The sequence below is a fragment of the Fluviicola sp. genome, from assembly GCF_039596395.1.
Taxonomy (GTDB): Bacteria; Bacteroidota; Bacteroidia; order Flavobacteriales_D; family Crocinitomicaceae; genus Fluviicola.
Map to the genome: position 1 here is coordinate 982,968 of NZ_JBCNJT010000001.1, position 16,427 is coordinate 999,394.

At 43.8% G+C, this 16,427-nt stretch carries 13 protein-coding genes and 1 riboswitch; all 13 genes read left to right on the top strand.

Annotated features, from left to right (window positions below; translation table 11 throughout):
* The first annotated feature begins 51 nt into the window (after nucleotides 1-51).
* The 13 genes from lhgO to ABDW02_RS04145 all read left to right on the top strand — a co-directional run bounded on the left by lhgO (nucleotide 52) and on the right by ABDW02_RS04145 (nucleotide 16,297).
* A complete protein-coding gene (lhgO, locus tag ABDW02_RS04085; RefSeq protein ID WP_343632363.1) occupies nucleotides 52-1,263 on the top strand; it encodes an L-2-hydroxyglutarate oxidase in 1,212 nt (403 codons plus the stop codon).
* Nucleotides 1,264-1,692: 429 nt separating this feature from the next.
* Entirely contained in the window at nucleotides 1,693-2,115 is a 423-nt protein-coding gene (locus tag ABDW02_RS04090; RefSeq protein WP_343632365.1) for a hypothetical protein, read from the top strand.
* Nucleotides 2,116-2,176: 61 nt separating this feature from the next.
* Complete coding sequence (locus ABDW02_RS04095) at nucleotides 2,177-5,539, top strand: gliding motility-associated C-terminal domain-containing protein (RefSeq protein ID WP_343632367.1); 3,363 nt, start codon at nucleotides 2,177-2,179, stop codon at nucleotides 5,537-5,539.
* Nucleotides 5,540-5,666: 127 nt separating this feature from the next.
* Nucleotides 5,667-6,431: a peroxide stress protein YaaA gene (gene yaaA / locus ABDW02_RS04100; RefSeq protein ID WP_343632369.1), complete on the top strand. Its 765-nt coding sequence runs from the start codon at nucleotides 5,667-5,669 to the stop codon at nucleotides 6,429-6,431.
* 137 nt (nucleotides 6,432-6,568) lie between these two features.
* Nucleotides 6,569-7,993, top strand: a complete 1,425-nt coding sequence (locus ABDW02_RS04105) for an L-serine ammonia-lyase (RefSeq protein WP_343632371.1) — start codon at nucleotides 6,569-6,571, stop codon at nucleotides 7,991-7,993.
* Nucleotides 7,994-8,168: 175 nt separating this feature from the next.
* Nucleotides 8,169-8,306, top strand: a riboswitch (SAM riboswitch).
* A 151-nt stretch (nucleotides 8,307-8,457) separates the two neighbouring features.
* On the top strand, nucleotides 8,458-9,513 hold the full coding sequence (metX, locus tag ABDW02_RS04110; RefSeq protein ID WP_343632373.1) for a homoserine O-acetyltransferase: 1,056 nt from the start codon (nucleotides 8,458-8,460) through the stop codon (nucleotides 9,511-9,513).
* A 1-nt stretch (nucleotide 9,514) separates the two neighbouring features.
* Nucleotides 9,515-10,762 (top strand): homoserine dehydrogenase, encoded by a 1,248-nt coding sequence (locus ABDW02_RS04115; protein WP_343632375.1) that lies wholly within the window; start codon nucleotides 9,515-9,517, stop codon nucleotides 10,760-10,762.
* Nucleotides 10,759-11,172 carry an OsmC family protein gene (locus ABDW02_RS04120; protein WP_343632377.1) on the top strand — a complete coding sequence of 138 codons (414 nt, stop codon included), beginning with the start codon at nucleotides 10,759-10,761 and terminating at the stop codon, nucleotides 11,170-11,172. Before ABDW02_RS04115 ends, ABDW02_RS04120 begins: the two co-directional genes overlap by 4 nt.
* Entirely contained in the window at nucleotides 11,169-12,338 is a 1,170-nt protein-coding gene (locus tag ABDW02_RS04125) for an O-succinylhomoserine sulfhydrylase (RefSeq protein WP_343632379.1), read from the top strand. Before ABDW02_RS04120 ends, ABDW02_RS04125 begins: the two co-directional genes overlap by 4 nt.
* A 70-nt stretch (nucleotides 12,339-12,408) precedes the next feature.
* Complete coding sequence (locus ABDW02_RS04130) at nucleotides 12,409-12,870, top strand: GNAT family N-acetyltransferase (RefSeq protein WP_343632381.1); 462 nt, start codon at nucleotides 12,409-12,411, stop codon at nucleotides 12,868-12,870.
* Between the two features lie 56 nt (nucleotides 12,871-12,926).
* A complete protein-coding gene (locus ABDW02_RS04135; RefSeq protein ID WP_343632383.1) occupies nucleotides 12,927-13,718 on the top strand; it encodes a helix-turn-helix domain-containing protein in 792 nt (263 codons plus the stop codon).
* Nucleotides 13,719-13,790: 72 nt separating this feature from the next.
* Nucleotides 13,791-14,789, top strand: a complete 999-nt coding sequence (locus ABDW02_RS04140; RefSeq protein WP_343632385.1) for a DUF6624 domain-containing protein — start codon at nucleotides 13,791-13,793, stop codon at nucleotides 14,787-14,789.
* Between the two features lie 92 nt (nucleotides 14,790-14,881).
* Nucleotides 14,882-16,297, top strand: a complete 1,416-nt coding sequence (locus ABDW02_RS04145) for a serine hydrolase domain-containing protein (RefSeq protein ID WP_343632387.1) — start codon at nucleotides 14,882-14,884, stop codon at nucleotides 16,295-16,297.
* The last annotated feature ends 130 nt before the right edge of the window (nucleotides 16,298-16,427 follow it).

Consider the following 16,427-nt stretch of genomic DNA (forward strand, 5'->3'; position numbering starts at 1 on the left):
CATTATATACTATTGCTTTTTCTAGTACATTTGCAGAAAATTTACACATTCATGGCATACGACGTAGCAATTATCGGTGGTGGAATAGTAGGCGCAGCGACATTTTATAAAATGCAGAAGCGCTACCCGGATTTAGCGATTGTTTTGATTGAGAAAGAGCCACATCTGGCAGATCATCAAACGGGAAACAATTCCGGGGTAATTCACAGTGGATTGTACTATAAGCCGGGATCGCTGAAAGCGAAGAATTGCGTTTCGGGCCGACATGAACTGGTTGCTTTTGCCAAAGAGCACCACATTGCACACGATGTTTGCGGAAAAGTGGTTGTGGCGGTCGATCAGTCTGAATTGCCGAACATGGAAAAGATTTTTCAAAACGGATTGGCAAACAATACGGAGGGAATTGAAATGATCGATGCGAAGCGTGTAAAAGAAATCGAACCTTACGTGGAAAGCATCGGTGGTATCTGGGTTCCGTGTACGGGAATTATTGATTTCCGCGGAGCGACAGAAAAAATGGCGGAAATTGCCCTTTCCATGCAGCCGAAGAGTGCGATGAAACTGAACCACGAAGTGACCGGGATTGAGCGCTCAGCTGAAAAGACCATCATTGCTACCAATAAAGGGAATATTGAAGCGAAATACCTGGTTTTCTGCGGAGGTTTGCAGGCTGATCGTTTAGCGAAAAAAGACGGGGTGAAGCTCAAAGAAAAAGTGGTTGGTTTCCGGGGAGATTATTACGAATTGACCGAAGAAGCCAAACACAAGGTGAAAAACCTGATTTACCCGGTTCCAAACCCGGATTTCCCGTTCCTTGGGGTTCATTTCACAAGAATGACCAACGGAGAGATCGAATGCGGTCCGAATGCTGTGTTTACCTTTAAACGCGAAGGTTATGGAAAAACAGACTTCTCGCTGAAAGATACAGTAGATGCATTGACTTATAAAGGAACCTGGAAATTGTTTTTCAATAACATGAAATTCGGAATCGATGAATACCGCCGTGCGTTCTCCAAACGTTTGTTCCTGAAAACGCTGCAACGGATTATTCCTACGCTCACCATGGAAGATATTCATCCGGGAAGAGCAGGAGTGAGGGCTTTACTATTGGCAGAAGATGGTGATACCCGCGATGATTTCCGTTTCGAATTCCACGAAAATTCCATCCACGTATTGAATGCTCCGTCTCCTGCAGCAACAGCATCCCTGGCAATTGGGGGGCAGATCGTTGATGAAGCTGAGAAACATTTTGGCTGGAAATAACCAGGATAATCTTTTATAAAACGTAGGGGCGGAAAATTTTCCGCCCCTACGTTTTTGAATTCCATAACATTCGTTTTTTTTCGATAATACCCGCGTTACTTAAAGTTTTTCGAATAATAATTCCCGATTTACTTGTTTAAGAGCTAAATTCTTTTAAATTTGTTATAGTTCCTCTGGCGAACAAACTGAAACTACAATAGTTCAAATTATCGAACTATCTCTTCGGAGTCTTAATATTCGACTAAACTAGTAGAATTGTAATCGACTGTTGCGTTTTGAAAAAATTGACTGACTGTTTAGTCGTATAAGGAGTCTTGAAAATAGATGACTTGACTAAAATTACTGTTGACGGGTTATTGTAAAAAACACACATCTATTAACGAACCATTAGTCTACTGAAATAGACCAATGACTACTAACTGTTAGATTATGAAAAAGGATCTGTTCAAATGGACAAAAAGTATGGCAGCATGCGTTCTTTTTTGTTCGACAGCGTTTTCACAGGAGGAGCATTCGCTCATTACCACTCCACAATTAAAAGTTTCCTACGTGGAAGGCCTATGTGACGTTGAACCGGGAAAACAAGCTTATCAATTTGCTTTTTTAAAAATTGAGAACCTGACAAGTAATGCATTACATGTCGGATTTAATATCGTAACCGAATTTGCAGAAGGGTGTTCCGGATGCAATGGCAGTGACGAAAGCCTCTACTATGTTAGTTTGTCGCCAAATCAGGTATATGCCGCTTCCTGCGGATCTGATGACAAATCTAAAGTCTACTTACGTAATCCAAATTTTTCGGGAGCGTGGAACTTCCAGGAATTACGCATTGAAAATCTGGTAGTCGAATAACAGGAATCTCCCCTGAACGAGAATATTCGACTTAGAAACTATTAAAATTTACTGAACTACTATGAAAGCAACATTACTCATAATGTGCTTACTCGGTGTGCTTACCGGGTATGCTCAAACATGCGAAGTATCGATAACCAATCCGTCCCCGCTGACCGTTTGTCCGGGTGCCGTGATCACATTAACTGCTACCGGAACGGTAACGCAGGCCAATCAGTCTTTTAACTTCAATAACAACGCATTGCCTGCGGGCTGGTCTACTTCCGGAACAGCAAATTACGGGGTGTTGTGCGGGAACTCTCTGGACAATACGCCCTATTTCTGGGCTTCTACAGCAGCGGGAACTCCCCAGATCACGACCGATAATTTTGACGTGTGTTCGGGAGGAACACTGGATTTTGAAATGAGGTACGCGGTCCAGGGTGGGGCAGTTCCATGTGAAGGTCCGGATGAACAGGACGAAGGAGTTTCCATTCAATACAGTATTGATGGTGGTGCAACCTGGATCGAGTTTGTTTATTTCAGTCCATGGGGTTTCCAGCTTGGAACGAATCCGGGGGGAAATGCTTCTATTAACGGGGCAACAGCCTATACAAACTGGAGTCAATTTTCTATTCCTATTCCGGCAGCGGCAGCAACAACAAATACGATGTTCAGATGGATCCAGACCAATTCCTCCGGAGGATGTTGTGATAACTGGGGACTGGATAATATTTTTATCAATGCGGGACCATGTCTGACAACAAATATCGGTTGGGACATTCCCGGCTCCAACACACCGTCTTCGAATACCATTACGATTCCTGTTTATAGTGACACAGTGATTGTAGCGGGATTGTATGACAACAATGGAGTTTTATTGTGCCAGTCTTTGCCATTTACAGTAAATGTATTCACTCCTTCCATTAACGGTGGACCGGATCAAACCATTTGTGAAGGCCAGAATGTGACGCTAAACGGAGCAGGAGGAACTAATTTTGTCTGGGATAATGGCGTTACTAACGGAACACCGTTTGCGCCGACGACCACCACCACTTATACCGTAAACGGAACAGATGTAAACGGTTGTCCGGCAACAGATCAGGTTTTGATAACTGTAAATCCGTCGAATCCATATACCTTAACTTATCCGGATACGGATTATTGTATGGATGCGGCAGATCCGTCACCGGCGCTTTCAACTCCTTTGGCAGGAACCTACAGTGTGGCACCTGCTACCATTACAATCAATGCAAATACCGGGGTTTTGGATTTGTCATCCAGTACGACCACAACTTCACAGGTTTATACCGTCTCATTTACTCCGAGTGTACCTTGTTATGCAGTTACAACCACCCAGTTAACGGTTCACGCATTACCAACAGTAGATGCGGGTGCAGATGCTTCTGTTTGTGAAGGCGATCAAATGGCAATGGTTGCTACGGGAAATGCAGTGAGTTATTTTTGGGGAGCCAATACTCCTAACGGAACAGTCATAACGCCACCGGCAGGCTCGACCAGTTATACGGCCACAGGAACAAGTGCTGCTGGGTGTACGAATACCGATGTCAGAGTATTGACGGTAAATCCGATGCCGACAGCGGCTATTTCAGGAAGTACGACCGTTTGTCTCAACGACGCACAGCCGACAGTTACATTTACCGGATCGAATGCAACAGCACCTTATACATTTACCTATTCCTATAATAACGGAGCTCCTTTACAAGTTACGTCCAATGCGGCGGGAGTTGCAACCATTTCCATTCCTACCAATGTGGCAGGAACGCATCAATACAGTTTGATCAGCGTGGAAGATGCGAGCACAACGACTTGTTTGAACCAGCAGCAGGGAAATGTAGCCATTACCGTAAATGATCTCCCGACTGCATCCATTGCAGGAACTACAACAATCTGCCAGTTCTCCAATCAGCCGCAGGTAACTTTTACGGGAGGGAATACTGTGGGACCTTATACTTTTACGTATACACTGAATGGTGTTTCGCAAACCATAACAACTCCGAACGGTTCGAATGATGCGGTAATAAACGTACCTTCTACCACGGTGGGGAACTTTGTCTACAGTTTGGTAAGTGTTCAGGATGCTTCTGCCACGGCTTGTTCTGCAAACCAGGCCGGAACGGCAACAATCAGTGTGAATCCACTTCCGAGTGCTACGATTGCGGGAGATACAAGCTTGTGCCTGAATGAAAACCAGCCGATCGTTACTTTCCAGGGAACAAATGGCGTTTCACCGTTTACATTTACCTATTCCATCAATGGCGGTGCGCCTCAGACACTGGTTTCAGTTTCGGGACAATCTACTATTTCGGTTCCGACCAATGCTCCGGGGGATTTTACCTATGAATTGATCTCTGTTCAGGAAAGTTCGGTTTCTATGTGTACGAATCAGATTAATGACAGTGTACTGGTGAGAGTGTGGGATTTGCCGAATGTAGTTGCAGGGAATGATTATCCGATTTGTGACGGACAGTCCGTTACTTTAAACGGGCAGGGTGCAGTAACTTACGTTTGGGACAATAATGTCATAGACGGTGTTCCGTTTTCTCCGACAGCCACGCTGAGTTATACGGTAGAAGGCACGGACGCAAACGGATGTAAGAACACGGACGTGATCGAGGTAACGGTTGTCCCTATTCCGCAGGTTGACTTTTCAGCTACGCAGGTTGCAGGATGTTCTCCTTTGATTACAACACTTACAAACCAGTCAACCGGAAACCTGGTGGATTGTCAGTGGACTTTATCCAACGGCGATTCGTATACGGGTTGCGGATCTGTAGACATGGAATTAACGGAGCCTGGATGTTACGATGTCACTCTAACTGTTTCTACCCCGGAAGGTTGTACCAATACGGATACAAGACCTGCATTCCTGTGTGTATATCCGAATCCGGTGGCTGATTTTGAAATGACTCCGACCGAATTGGAAACATCCAATACCTTTGTGAACTTCTTCAATAATTCTTATGGGGCAACAACTTATTCCTGGGACTTCTCAGATGGAAGTTTAGGCAGTACGGCTGAGAACCCGACACATGTCTTCCCGGATGAAGAAGCATCGTATTACGACATTTACCTGGTGGCAATCAGCAGCGATGGTTGTACTGATACGACTTTCAAAACCGTTCACGTAGGAGAAGACCTGATTTACTATGTTCCGAATGCGTTTTCACCGGATGGAGATGAGTTTAACAATGTTTTCAAACCGGTTCTGACTTCCGGATTTGATGTGAACAGCTATCACCTGTCTATTTTCAACAGATGGGGAGAACTGATCTTCGAGTCGTTGAACTATGAAGAAGGGTGGGATGGAACCTATCACAATGAAAAATTGCTGGATGGCACTTACATCTGGAAAATCAAGGTAAAGAACAAATCGAACGATAAAAAAACAGAATTGGACGGCCATGTTACCTTGCTGAAATAAATAGCAGACACCTAAACACTATTCATAGCGTGAGAATCGCCTCGGTCCAGGGATTGAGGCGATTCTTCTTTTTCCGGAAAACCAGTTTGATTTTTTCGACGTATTTTTGGGCAAAGCAAAATCAATTATGAAGATTCTCATTTCTCCTGCAAAGTCGATCAACGAAAATTGCCAATTTCCCGCATTTGATTTCACACAACCCGCATTTTCCAAAGAGGCAAAATCACTCGTAGGAAAGCTGAAAAAGCTGAAAGCAAAAGACATCATGGAATTGATGCATGTTTCAAAAGACATTGCCGAGTTGAATATGAACAGAAATAAATCCTGGCATTTGTCGCCGGAACCAACCGAAGATGTGAAGCCGGCAGCTTTCCTGTTTACAGGGGAAGTTTATAAGGGATTGGATGCCGAGTCGCTTTCAGAGAAAGAATTGGAAAAAGCTCAGAAAAACCTGAGAATCTTATCCGGAATGTATGGTTTGCTGAAACCCATGGACCTGATCCATCCTTACAGGCTGGAAATGGGAACACGTTGGGAAATCAAGGAAGGAATTTCCAATTTGTACCAGTTTTGGGGAGATAAACTGACTAAATCCTTGTTGAAAGAAACCGAAAAAGGAGAAGCGATCATCAATTTGGCTTCTGCCGAGTACAACAAGGCTATTTTGTGGAAGAAGGTCAAAAATCCGGTGGTAACACCTGTCTTTAAAGAATTCAAGAATGGCGAATACAAAGTTGTTATGATTTTCGCAAAACATGCCCGCGGTGCTATGGCGCGTTACATCATTCAGAATGAATTAACTAACGCGGAAGACCTGAAAAGCTATAATGTAGACGGGTATTCTTTTGACGAAAAACAGTCTTCAGCTTCCGAATGGGTTTTTGTGAGGTAATTCTAAGAATCCAATAAAAACGTTTTATTTCGGGCTATTTAACTCAGAATTCTTAACAATTCCGTACTGAAAACTTACCTTTGCAGAGACTTGTCAAGTAATTTCTTTGCTTAATCTTGTCGCAGTAAACTCACCCAATGGAACAAATTAGTGTTTTTGATATTTTCAAGATCGGTGTAGGCCCTTCGAGCTCTCATACAATGGGACCCTGGAGAGCAGCACAGCAATTCATCAATTTATATAAGACCAATCCGGGAATCAGCGAAATCAAACGAATTCATGTGGATTTGTACGGATCCCTGGCTAAAACAGGTAAAGGACACGGAACGGATATCGCTGTTCTGTTGGGATTAATGGGGGAAGATCCCGTTACCATTGCTGTAAATACCATCGATCCGAAATTTGAACGGATCCATCTGACAAAAACACTGGAAATTTGCGGGGAGCACGTCATTACTTTTGACCCCGAAACAGACCTGATCTTTCATTTTGATAAATCATTACCCGGTCATCCGAACGCGCTGACATTAACCGTTTTTATGATGGACGGTTCGCAGGAATCGCACACGTATTACTCCGTTGGTGGCGGATTCGTGGTAAAAGAAGGCGAGGAAGAAACCCAATCGGCAGATGCCGTGCAATTACCTTTCCCGATTGAAACGGCTGCAGACCTGAAAAGGTATTGCGACGAGCAGGGAGTAAGTATTTCTGAAATCGTTTTGCGCAATGAATTGACCTGGAGATCCCAGGAAGAAACTTTTGCCGGGTGCCTGGAAATATGGAATGTGATGCGTGAATGTGTTTACAGAGGAGTAAACACGCAGGGAACACTTCCTGGAGGGTTGAATGTGAAAAGACGCGCTTATGAAATGAGCCGGCGCTTATTGAACGGAATTGCCTGTAAAGATTCAAAGGATTTCATCAAACAAATTCAGTCGACCAGTAATATTTTCCAAAATACCCTGAACTGGGTAAGCTGTTTTGCCCTTTCGGTAAACGAGGAAAACGCAGCATTCGGAAGAGTGGTAACAGCGCCTACAAATGGAGCTTCGGGCGTTATTCCAGCCGTATTGATGTATTACGTTTGTTTCGCAGGCGGAACAGAAGATAAAGATATTATCCGTTTCATGACAGTTGCTGCCGAGATCGGAAGTATTTTCAAAAAACGCTCCACCATATCCGCTGCAATGGGCGGTTGCCAGGCAGAGATCGGTGTTTCTTCCGCAATGGCTGCTGCAGCTTTGACAGAATGTTTGGGCGGTGATCCGGATCAGGCCATGATGGCTGCGGAAATCGCGATGGAACATCATTTGGGCTTGACTTGTGATCCTATCGGAGGATTGGTGCAGATTCCATGCATCGAACGGAATACGATGGGAGCAATCAAAGCAATTACGGCTTGCCAGTTGGCTTTACAGGGAAATCCGGATACAGCAAAAGTTTCGTTGGATGGGGTCATCAAAACCATGTGGGAAACCGCTTTGGATATGAATGAGAAATACAAGGAAACATCCGACGGCGGATTGGCGACGAACATCCCGGTGAATATTTCGGAGTGCTAAAATACGGATAGACATGTGTCTATTTGGTAAGTGTGGATGTGGGTTTGAGATGGATTTGACGACCCGTCAATTTCCATTCAGATTACCATTTTTTTATTTTTTCTTGCATTAGCATTTGCTTTTATCAATTTCTTTTAAGAATCTTTGTGCCGTAATTCTAAGCGAGAATACAAGTAGTTTATACAGAAGAGGCGAGAGACGGACTTTTTGACCCTCTGGCAACCAACTTTAAGTCACGACACTAACAGTCGGGATTGGAAAACCGGTGCCAACTTCCGAGTTTGATACAAAGTGTATCCGACGAATATAAATAGTGTGTTATGAAAAGAGCAAAAATTTACAAGCCTTATTTTCATCTGCCGCGGCAGATAACTTCTTTCAATTTTATTTCCGGTCAAATGTGTTGTTGTTGCTGTTGTTAATTCTTCGGTCAACTTTATTTTTCATTTACAACATATTTTATCATGTCAACAACGTATTTAGTTCGTGAAAGCGAACAGGCTTTGCAGCCAATCCAGCATATCTATTCTTCAAACGCCGCATTCTTTTTGGAATCCGGAAAGAAATTATCGAACCTTTCGCTGGCTTACCAAACCTGGGGAACACTGAATGAAGACCGTTCGAATGTGGTTTGGGTGTGTCATGCACTCACGGGGAATCACCGGGTACAGGAATGGTGGGGCGATTTATTCGGAACGGGAAAATGTTTTGATCCGGAAGACTATTTCATTGTAGCCGTAAATGTTCCCGGAAGTGCTTATGGTTCTACCGGGCCTTTGAGCGAAGAGCTTCCCGAAGAGGAAAAATTCGATGCATTTCCCGTACTGACTATCCGTGATATGGCAGCAGCATTGGAATTGGTTCGCAAAGAATTAACGATCGAACGGATCCATGTGTTGATCGGGGCATCTTTAGGCGGACAGCAACTATTGGAATGGTCATTAATCATCCCGGATAAAATAGAGCACATTATTCCCATTGCAACCAACCTGAAACATTCACCCTTTGGAATTGCTTTCAACGAAGCACAGCGCATGGCAATCCAGGCCGATCAGACATTTTATTCGAAAAAACACGATGGAGGAGAGGAAGGCCTGAAAGCTGCGCGCGCAATCGGGATGTTGAGTTACCGCACTTACGAAGGTTACCGGATTACTCAAAGCGAAGAAGACCATTCCGGGTTTGACGGTTTCAAAGCAAGTTCCTACCAGCAATACCAGGGAGAAAAGCTGGCAAAACGCTTCAATGCATTCAGTTACTGGTATTTATCCAAAGCAATGGATTCACACAATGTGTTCCGGAACCGGGATGAAAACGTGTTGGAACGATGTCGCATGCCTGCTTTGGTGATCGGTATTGATTCGGATCTTTTATTCCCGGTCGCAGAGCAGGAAGAACTCGCAAATCAGTTACAAAATGCCAGGCTGGTCCGCTTACAATCAGACTTTGGCCACGACGGATTTCTGGTAGAAACGGAAACCTTAACGAACCACATTAAACAATTTTTAAAGATTAACTAAGATGAAAAAACAACTCACAATAGGATTATTCGGTTTCGGATGTGTAGGAACCGGATTATACGAAGTATTGAACAAAACCACTCTTTTACAGGCTTCGATCAAACACATCGTAATTAAGGATTTAAGCAAGAAACGCATCATTGATCCGGGTTATTTCAGTACGGATGCAGACCGCATTCTGAACGACGAAGAAATCAATGTAGTGGTGGAATTGATCAACGATTACGAAGCCGCATACGAGATCGTGACGCGTGCATTGAAATCCGGGAAACACGTGGTTTCAGCGAATAAAAAACTGATCGCTTATTACCTGGACGAATTGGTTTCACTGGCGAAAGAGAACAACGTTTCCTTCCTGTATGAAGCATCTGTAGGCGGTTCCATTCCGATTATCCGTAACCTGGAGGAATATTACAACAACGATTCACTTTCCAATATCAACGGAATTGTAAATGGGACCACGAATTATATTCTCACGAAAACAAGCGAAGGAGAATCTTTTGATGGAGCGCTTAAAAATGCACAGGACCTGGGCTTTGCCGAATTGGATCCGACTTCGGATGTGGATGGATTCGATGCCAAATACAAATTAGTGTTACTGTTGAAACATGCCTTCGGATTTACTGCGAAACAGGAGGCCGTTTGGAATTATGGAATCCGTCACCTGAAAGATTGGGATGCGACTTATGCCCGTGAAAAAGGATTGAAAATCAAGTTGCTGGCGTTCGGAACGCGAATCAATAACCAGGTAATCGGTTTTGTGGCTCCGCACCTGATTCCGAACAATCATTTTGCATTCAATGTAGAAAATGAGTTCAATGCGGTAGTAGTGGAAGCGTTATTTTCCGATAAACAGTTATTCCTTGGAAAAGGTGCGGGAAGCCACCCGACAGCGAGTGCGGTACTTTCGGATATTTCCGCATTGCAGTTTGATTATGCCTACGAGTACAAAAAATCCAAAACGGAAGAAATCCTGCATTTCGAGCACGATTTTTCCCTGAAAGTCTATTTGAGTGCTACAACCCAGGAAAAACTGGACCAAGTGGAGTTTGTTGAGACACTGGAAACCTATTCAGGACAATCTCACAGTTACAAGATCGGAAGAGTGACGTACGAAGAATTACAAAAACAAAACTGGAACGATGCTTCCGATTATTTCCTGGCGGTCATTCCAGATAGTGTTGAGTTGAACAATGGAGCCATACTTTCCGCATCGGAATCCACCCGATTAATCGAAGAATTGTCATGAAATTAGCATTGAAACTGGTAGAAGCTCCTTTCGTTTTGGAAGCGAGCAATGAATCGGGAGCTTCCCTGAAAATGGATGCAACGGAGAAAATCGGAGGACAAAACAAGGGAATGCGACCGATGGAAGTACTTGCAAGTTCGCTGGCAGGTTGCATGTCGATAGATGTGTTGCTGATTCTTCAAAAACAGCGTCAGGAAGTTTCTTTTTACGAAGTGAACATTGATGCTAACCGTAAAGATGCTGTTCCGGCGGCATTTGAGACCATTCACCTGGTATTTGCATTCAACAAGGAAGTAGATCTTGAAAAAGCGGCAGCCGCAGTAAAACTAAGCCATGAAAAATATTGCTCGGTTTCTGCATCCCTGCGCCCGGAAATAAGTATTCAAACAGAAGTCAGACATCAATCATGAATCATTACAGAAACGAAACTTTAGCGATCCGCATTCAGAATGAGCGTTCGCAGGAAGCAGAACACAGTGTTCCTTTATACCTCACATCCAGTTATGTGTTTGACGATGCGGAGCAGATGCGTGCAGCCTTTTCCGATGAAATCGAAGCCAATATTTATTCCCGGTATTCCAATCCGAATGTGGATGAATTACTGGAAAAAGTAGCGCGTTTGGAAGCCGGAGAAGCAGCCTGGGCAACAGCTACGGGAATGGCAGCAGTGTTTACCACTTTTGCGGCTTTGCTTCAGAGTGGCGATCACATTGTTTCTTCCAAGTCGGTTTTCGGGTCTACGCACCAGTTATTCGTGAATATTCTTCCGAAATGGGGAATTACAACCACTTATGTCGATGCAATCGATTACGAGGGCTACGAAAAAGCCATTCAGCCGGAAACGAAAATCGTTTACATTGAAACACCTTCCAATCCGGGTTTGGACATTATTGACATCCAAAAACTGGCAGCAATCTGCAAAGCGAAAAAGGTATTGCTGGTGGTCGACAATTGTTTCGCTACGCCGGTTTTACAGCAACCGTTAAAGCTCGGCGCGGATATTGTCATTCATTCCGCAACGAAATACATGGACGGGCAAGGCCGTGTGCTGGGAGGACTGATCGTTTCGACCAAAGAAATCATAACCCAAATTCAGGGATTTGCGCGTCACAGTGGGCCGGCATTATCACCGTTCAATGCGTGGGTGCTTTCCAAATCACTGGAAACCCTGCATCTGAGAATGGAAAAACATTGTGCTCAGGCTTATGAAATTGCGAAGCGCCTGGAATCAAACAAGCAGGTTGCGTGGGTGAAATATCCGTTCCTGGATTCGCATCCGCAGCGTGATACCGCAAAAAGCCAGATGCAATATGGTGGTGGAATTGTCACTTTCCAGGTCAAAGGAGGATTGGAAGCCGGAAGAAAATTCCTGGACCGCCTGAATTTGTTCTCGCTGACTCCAAACCTGGGCGACAGCCGAAGTATTGCCACACATCCGGCATCGACCACCCACAGCAAGTTGAAACCGGAAGAACGCGAAGCAGTGGGCATTTCCGACGGATTGGTGCGCTTGAGCATCGGTTTGGAACACCTGGAGGATATTTGGGAAGATATTGAACAGGCGTTGAATAATTGAAAAACAGTAGGGACGCGACGCATCGCGTCCCTACTGTTTGCACCGTCCATACATTTTTTAATTTTGCAGCATGCAAATTGAAATCATCCCGTATTCCCCGGAACTGAAAGAATACATCAAAGTCCTGAATTACGAATGGCTGGAGGAATATTTTCACGTCGAAGAAGGAGATCGGATTTCGCTTTCCAATCCGCAGGAACAGATCATCGATAAAGGCGGATTGATCTTCTTTGCAAAATACGGAAATGAAATAGTGGGTACCGCATCGCTTCTGAAGAAAACCGATTCCATTTTTGAATTGGGTAAAATGGCCGTTTCCAAAAATGTCCGCGGATTGGGAATCGGGAAGGTATTGATGGAACACTGCCTGAAAGTTGCCCGGGAACGGAACATTGAAAAATTGATCCTGTATTCCAATACCATTCTGACGCCCGCCATTCAGCTGTACCGCCAATACGGTTTCGAAGAAATCGAGCTGGAACAGGGAGTGTATGAGCGTGGAAATATCAAAATGGAAAAGAAGCTTTTTTAACGGTCATATACGGATGTGAGAATGGCAGTTAAAACGCAAAAAGCTAATTTTAGCCCATGGAGCGTTTTGTAACAGTTAAACCGAAGAACGAACTAATTGCAACATACATTTCCTACTATTATTTTCATGAAGCAGATGAAGCGGACCCGAATCGCGGTTTTGTCTTTTATCCGCATTTTAAACACGGTTTCACGGCTTACAAAACCGAAAACTCCATCATTACCCGGTATACGATGAATTACGACCGGCAAATCCGCGTCGAACTGCCTGAACCTTTTCAGAAACTGGGTGTGGCATTCCATCCTTTGGGAATCAATCATTTTATTTCGGAACCGGTACAAAAGCTGCATCATAAGGAAACGCTGGAATTCTCCCACTGGAACCCCGATATTTACCCGGAACTGGATGAGATATTCCAGGCAGGTAATCCGGAACAAAAAAGAGATTTACTGGACCAATTGTTTGAAAAACGTTTCCGGATAAATCCCGATCTGAACATTACACAGCAGGCAATCGGGCATATTTTCAGCAGTTTTGGCACGATTCAGGTCGATGAATTGGCTGAAAAGATCGGTGTGAACCGCAAAACCTTGCTTCGCCATTTCCGCAAACACCTCGATTGTTCGATCGAAGAATATAAAAAAGTGGTCAAGTTCCGAACCAGTATCCAGGCAGCCATCAATATGGGAATGAAAAACCTGACAGAGGTTTCCCTTTACAGTTTGTATTACGATCAGTCGGACTTTACGAACCGGTTCAAAGAACTGACCGGACAAACTCCCGGAAACTTTTTCAGTTCCGTTCAAAAAATGGGCGAAGAAGACATTTTTTGGAAATTTGACGGGTGAGTCCCAATTCTACAAGTATTTGGCTTGTTAAGGAACTACTTTTGTCCCATAACAAAGCCCAATAATTATCAAATGATCAGAACCACATTTATATTCAGTTTATTAGTGAGTTGTTTTTTCTGGGTGCGAAACGCCAATGCACAGCAGAAACAACTTTACGATTCGCTGGTAACTCAGGCATTTGGTTTTTATGAAATTAAAGAGTACAAGGCTTCCGCAGAAAAGTATGCGGAAGCTTTTGTTGCTTTTGGCGGAAAAGGGCATACCGGAGATCGCTACAATGCGGCCTGCTCGTGGGCATTAGCGGGTAATCCGGATTCTGCTTTCGTGCAGTTGTTTAAGATCACGCAAAACGGAAGTTACACCAACCTGGAACACATTACTTCCGATACCGATCTGAATTCCCTGCACCAGGATAAGCGCTGGAAGAAAATCATCAGCCAGGTTCAAAAAAACAAAGAAAAAGCCGAAGCAAATTTCGATAAGCCATTGGTTGCTAAGTTGAATAAGATTTATGAAGATGACCAATCGCATCGGATGCAAATTAACGCTATCCAGGAAAAATACGGTTGGGAATCCACGCAAATGGATTCTATCTGGGAAGTGATCAGCCTGAAAGACTCCCTCAATCTGATAGAAGTCAAAAAGATTTTGGACACACGAGGCTGGCTTGGTGCCGACATTGTGGGCGGAAAAGGAAATTCTACCCTGTTCCTGGTGATCCAGCATGCTGATCAGAAAACACAGGAACAGTATTTGCCGATGATGCGTGAAGCAGTTGCAAAAGGAAACGCAGCTGCTTCCAGTCTGGCTTTATTGGAAGACCGTGTAGCTTTGGGGCAGGGAAAAAAACAGATTTACGGAAGCCAGATCGGGATGTTCCGGGAAAGCGGTGAGAATTATGTACTTCCGCTGGAAGATCCGGACAATGTTGACAAACGCCGGGCAAGTGTGGGCCTTGGAAAACTCCAGGATTACGTCAATTACTGGGGAATGACCTGGAACGTGGAAGAATACAAGAAGAACCTTCCTCGCTATGAAGAAGAACAAAGGAAATACCACCGGGATTAAATTGTTTCAGGAGAATTATTGTGAATTAAAATGATTGGATATTGTTTCGTACGAAATGTTTCGTACCTTTGAAAAATCGATTTCAAAACAATATGAACATTCAAACCATTTTAACAGCTGCGTTTCTCGCTACAAGCCTTTTATCTTTCGGACAAAAATCACGCACGGAAAAACGATTGGATTCGTTATTCACTGCTCTGGCAGCGCAAAATCAATTCAGCGGAAGTGTATTGATAGCTGAAAAAGGAAAGGTCATTTACAAAGGAGGAAAAGGATATAGCAATGAGCTTTCACAAGAATGGAATAACGCTCAGACTATTTTCGAACTGGCCTCCTGCAGCAAGCAGTTTACAGGTGTTTCGATTGCATTGCTTCACAGAGATAAAAAGCTGGATTATACAGACGATATTACGAAGTATCTTCCGGAATTGAGCAGCTTTAAAGGAGTCAGCATTTATGATTTGCTGCATCACACGAGCGGCATCCCTGAATTCCTGTTCGGAAACTTTACCAACAATTGGAAGAATGAACGCATAGCAACCCCGCAGGATGTGGTGGCTTATTATGCAGAACGAAAAGATACACTGGAGTTTCCACCGCATTCACAGGAAAGATATACCAACACGAATTATGTGCTTTTAGCGGTAATCATCGAACGGGTTTCCGGACAAAAGCTGGATACGTACCTGGCTGAAAAGATCTTCCGTCCGTTGAAAATGGACCGCACCTTTATTTATTGCAGAAGGGAAGCTCCGCGCAAACTGAAAAATTATGCTTTCGGCTACGAATGGATTAAAAATTCTTTTGAAAAAGCAACACCGGACGATCCACGGATTGGAAAAATGGCATTTCGTTACATGGACGGTATTTATGGTGCTGCAAAGGTGAATTCTACCGTGGAAGATCTGTATAAATGGATGAATGCCATTAAAAATAACCAATTACTTACGGCACAGGAGTTTGAAGAGGTGATGGCAATTACGAAAACTTCAGCGAATAAAGAAGTGAAGTACGGTTTTGGTTTTGATGTGCGAAAAGGAAGCAATTCGATCTCTTACGGGCATACGGGAAGCTGGGACGGGTACATTACCCTAATGCATTACAGTTCCGGGAATGACCGCACAATTATTATCCTGAACAACTTCAAAAACGGTACTTGCCCGTATGAAACAATCACGGAGATCCTGGATCGAAAACCGGCTTCCAATGAGTTCGTGAAGAAGGTCAATCAGAAAGAAGAAGTTCTCAGGCAGTATGTGGGTGAATATGCAAACCCGGAAAACCCGGATGAAAAGCATCTGATTACTTATCTCGACGGCCATTTGGTATATAATACGAATAAATCGGGTTGGGATATGCGTTTTTTCCCATCTTCCGCCACGGTTTTTCAGGCTATTCGCCAGGGAGGCACTAACGGTGTAATGGAATTCAAACCTCAGGAAGACGGAAGCATGCAGCTTGAAATGTCGATGTACGGACAGGTGATAGGTAGTGGAGTGAGAAAGTAAGCATTGGATTTTATAAGAATTGCGAATTGCGAATTGCGAATTTTTAAGATTAACAGATTCATGCAGCTATTCAGCGGTTTAAAATTAGTTCAGATCTTTAAATGACTTATTTTAACCATCATTCGCAATT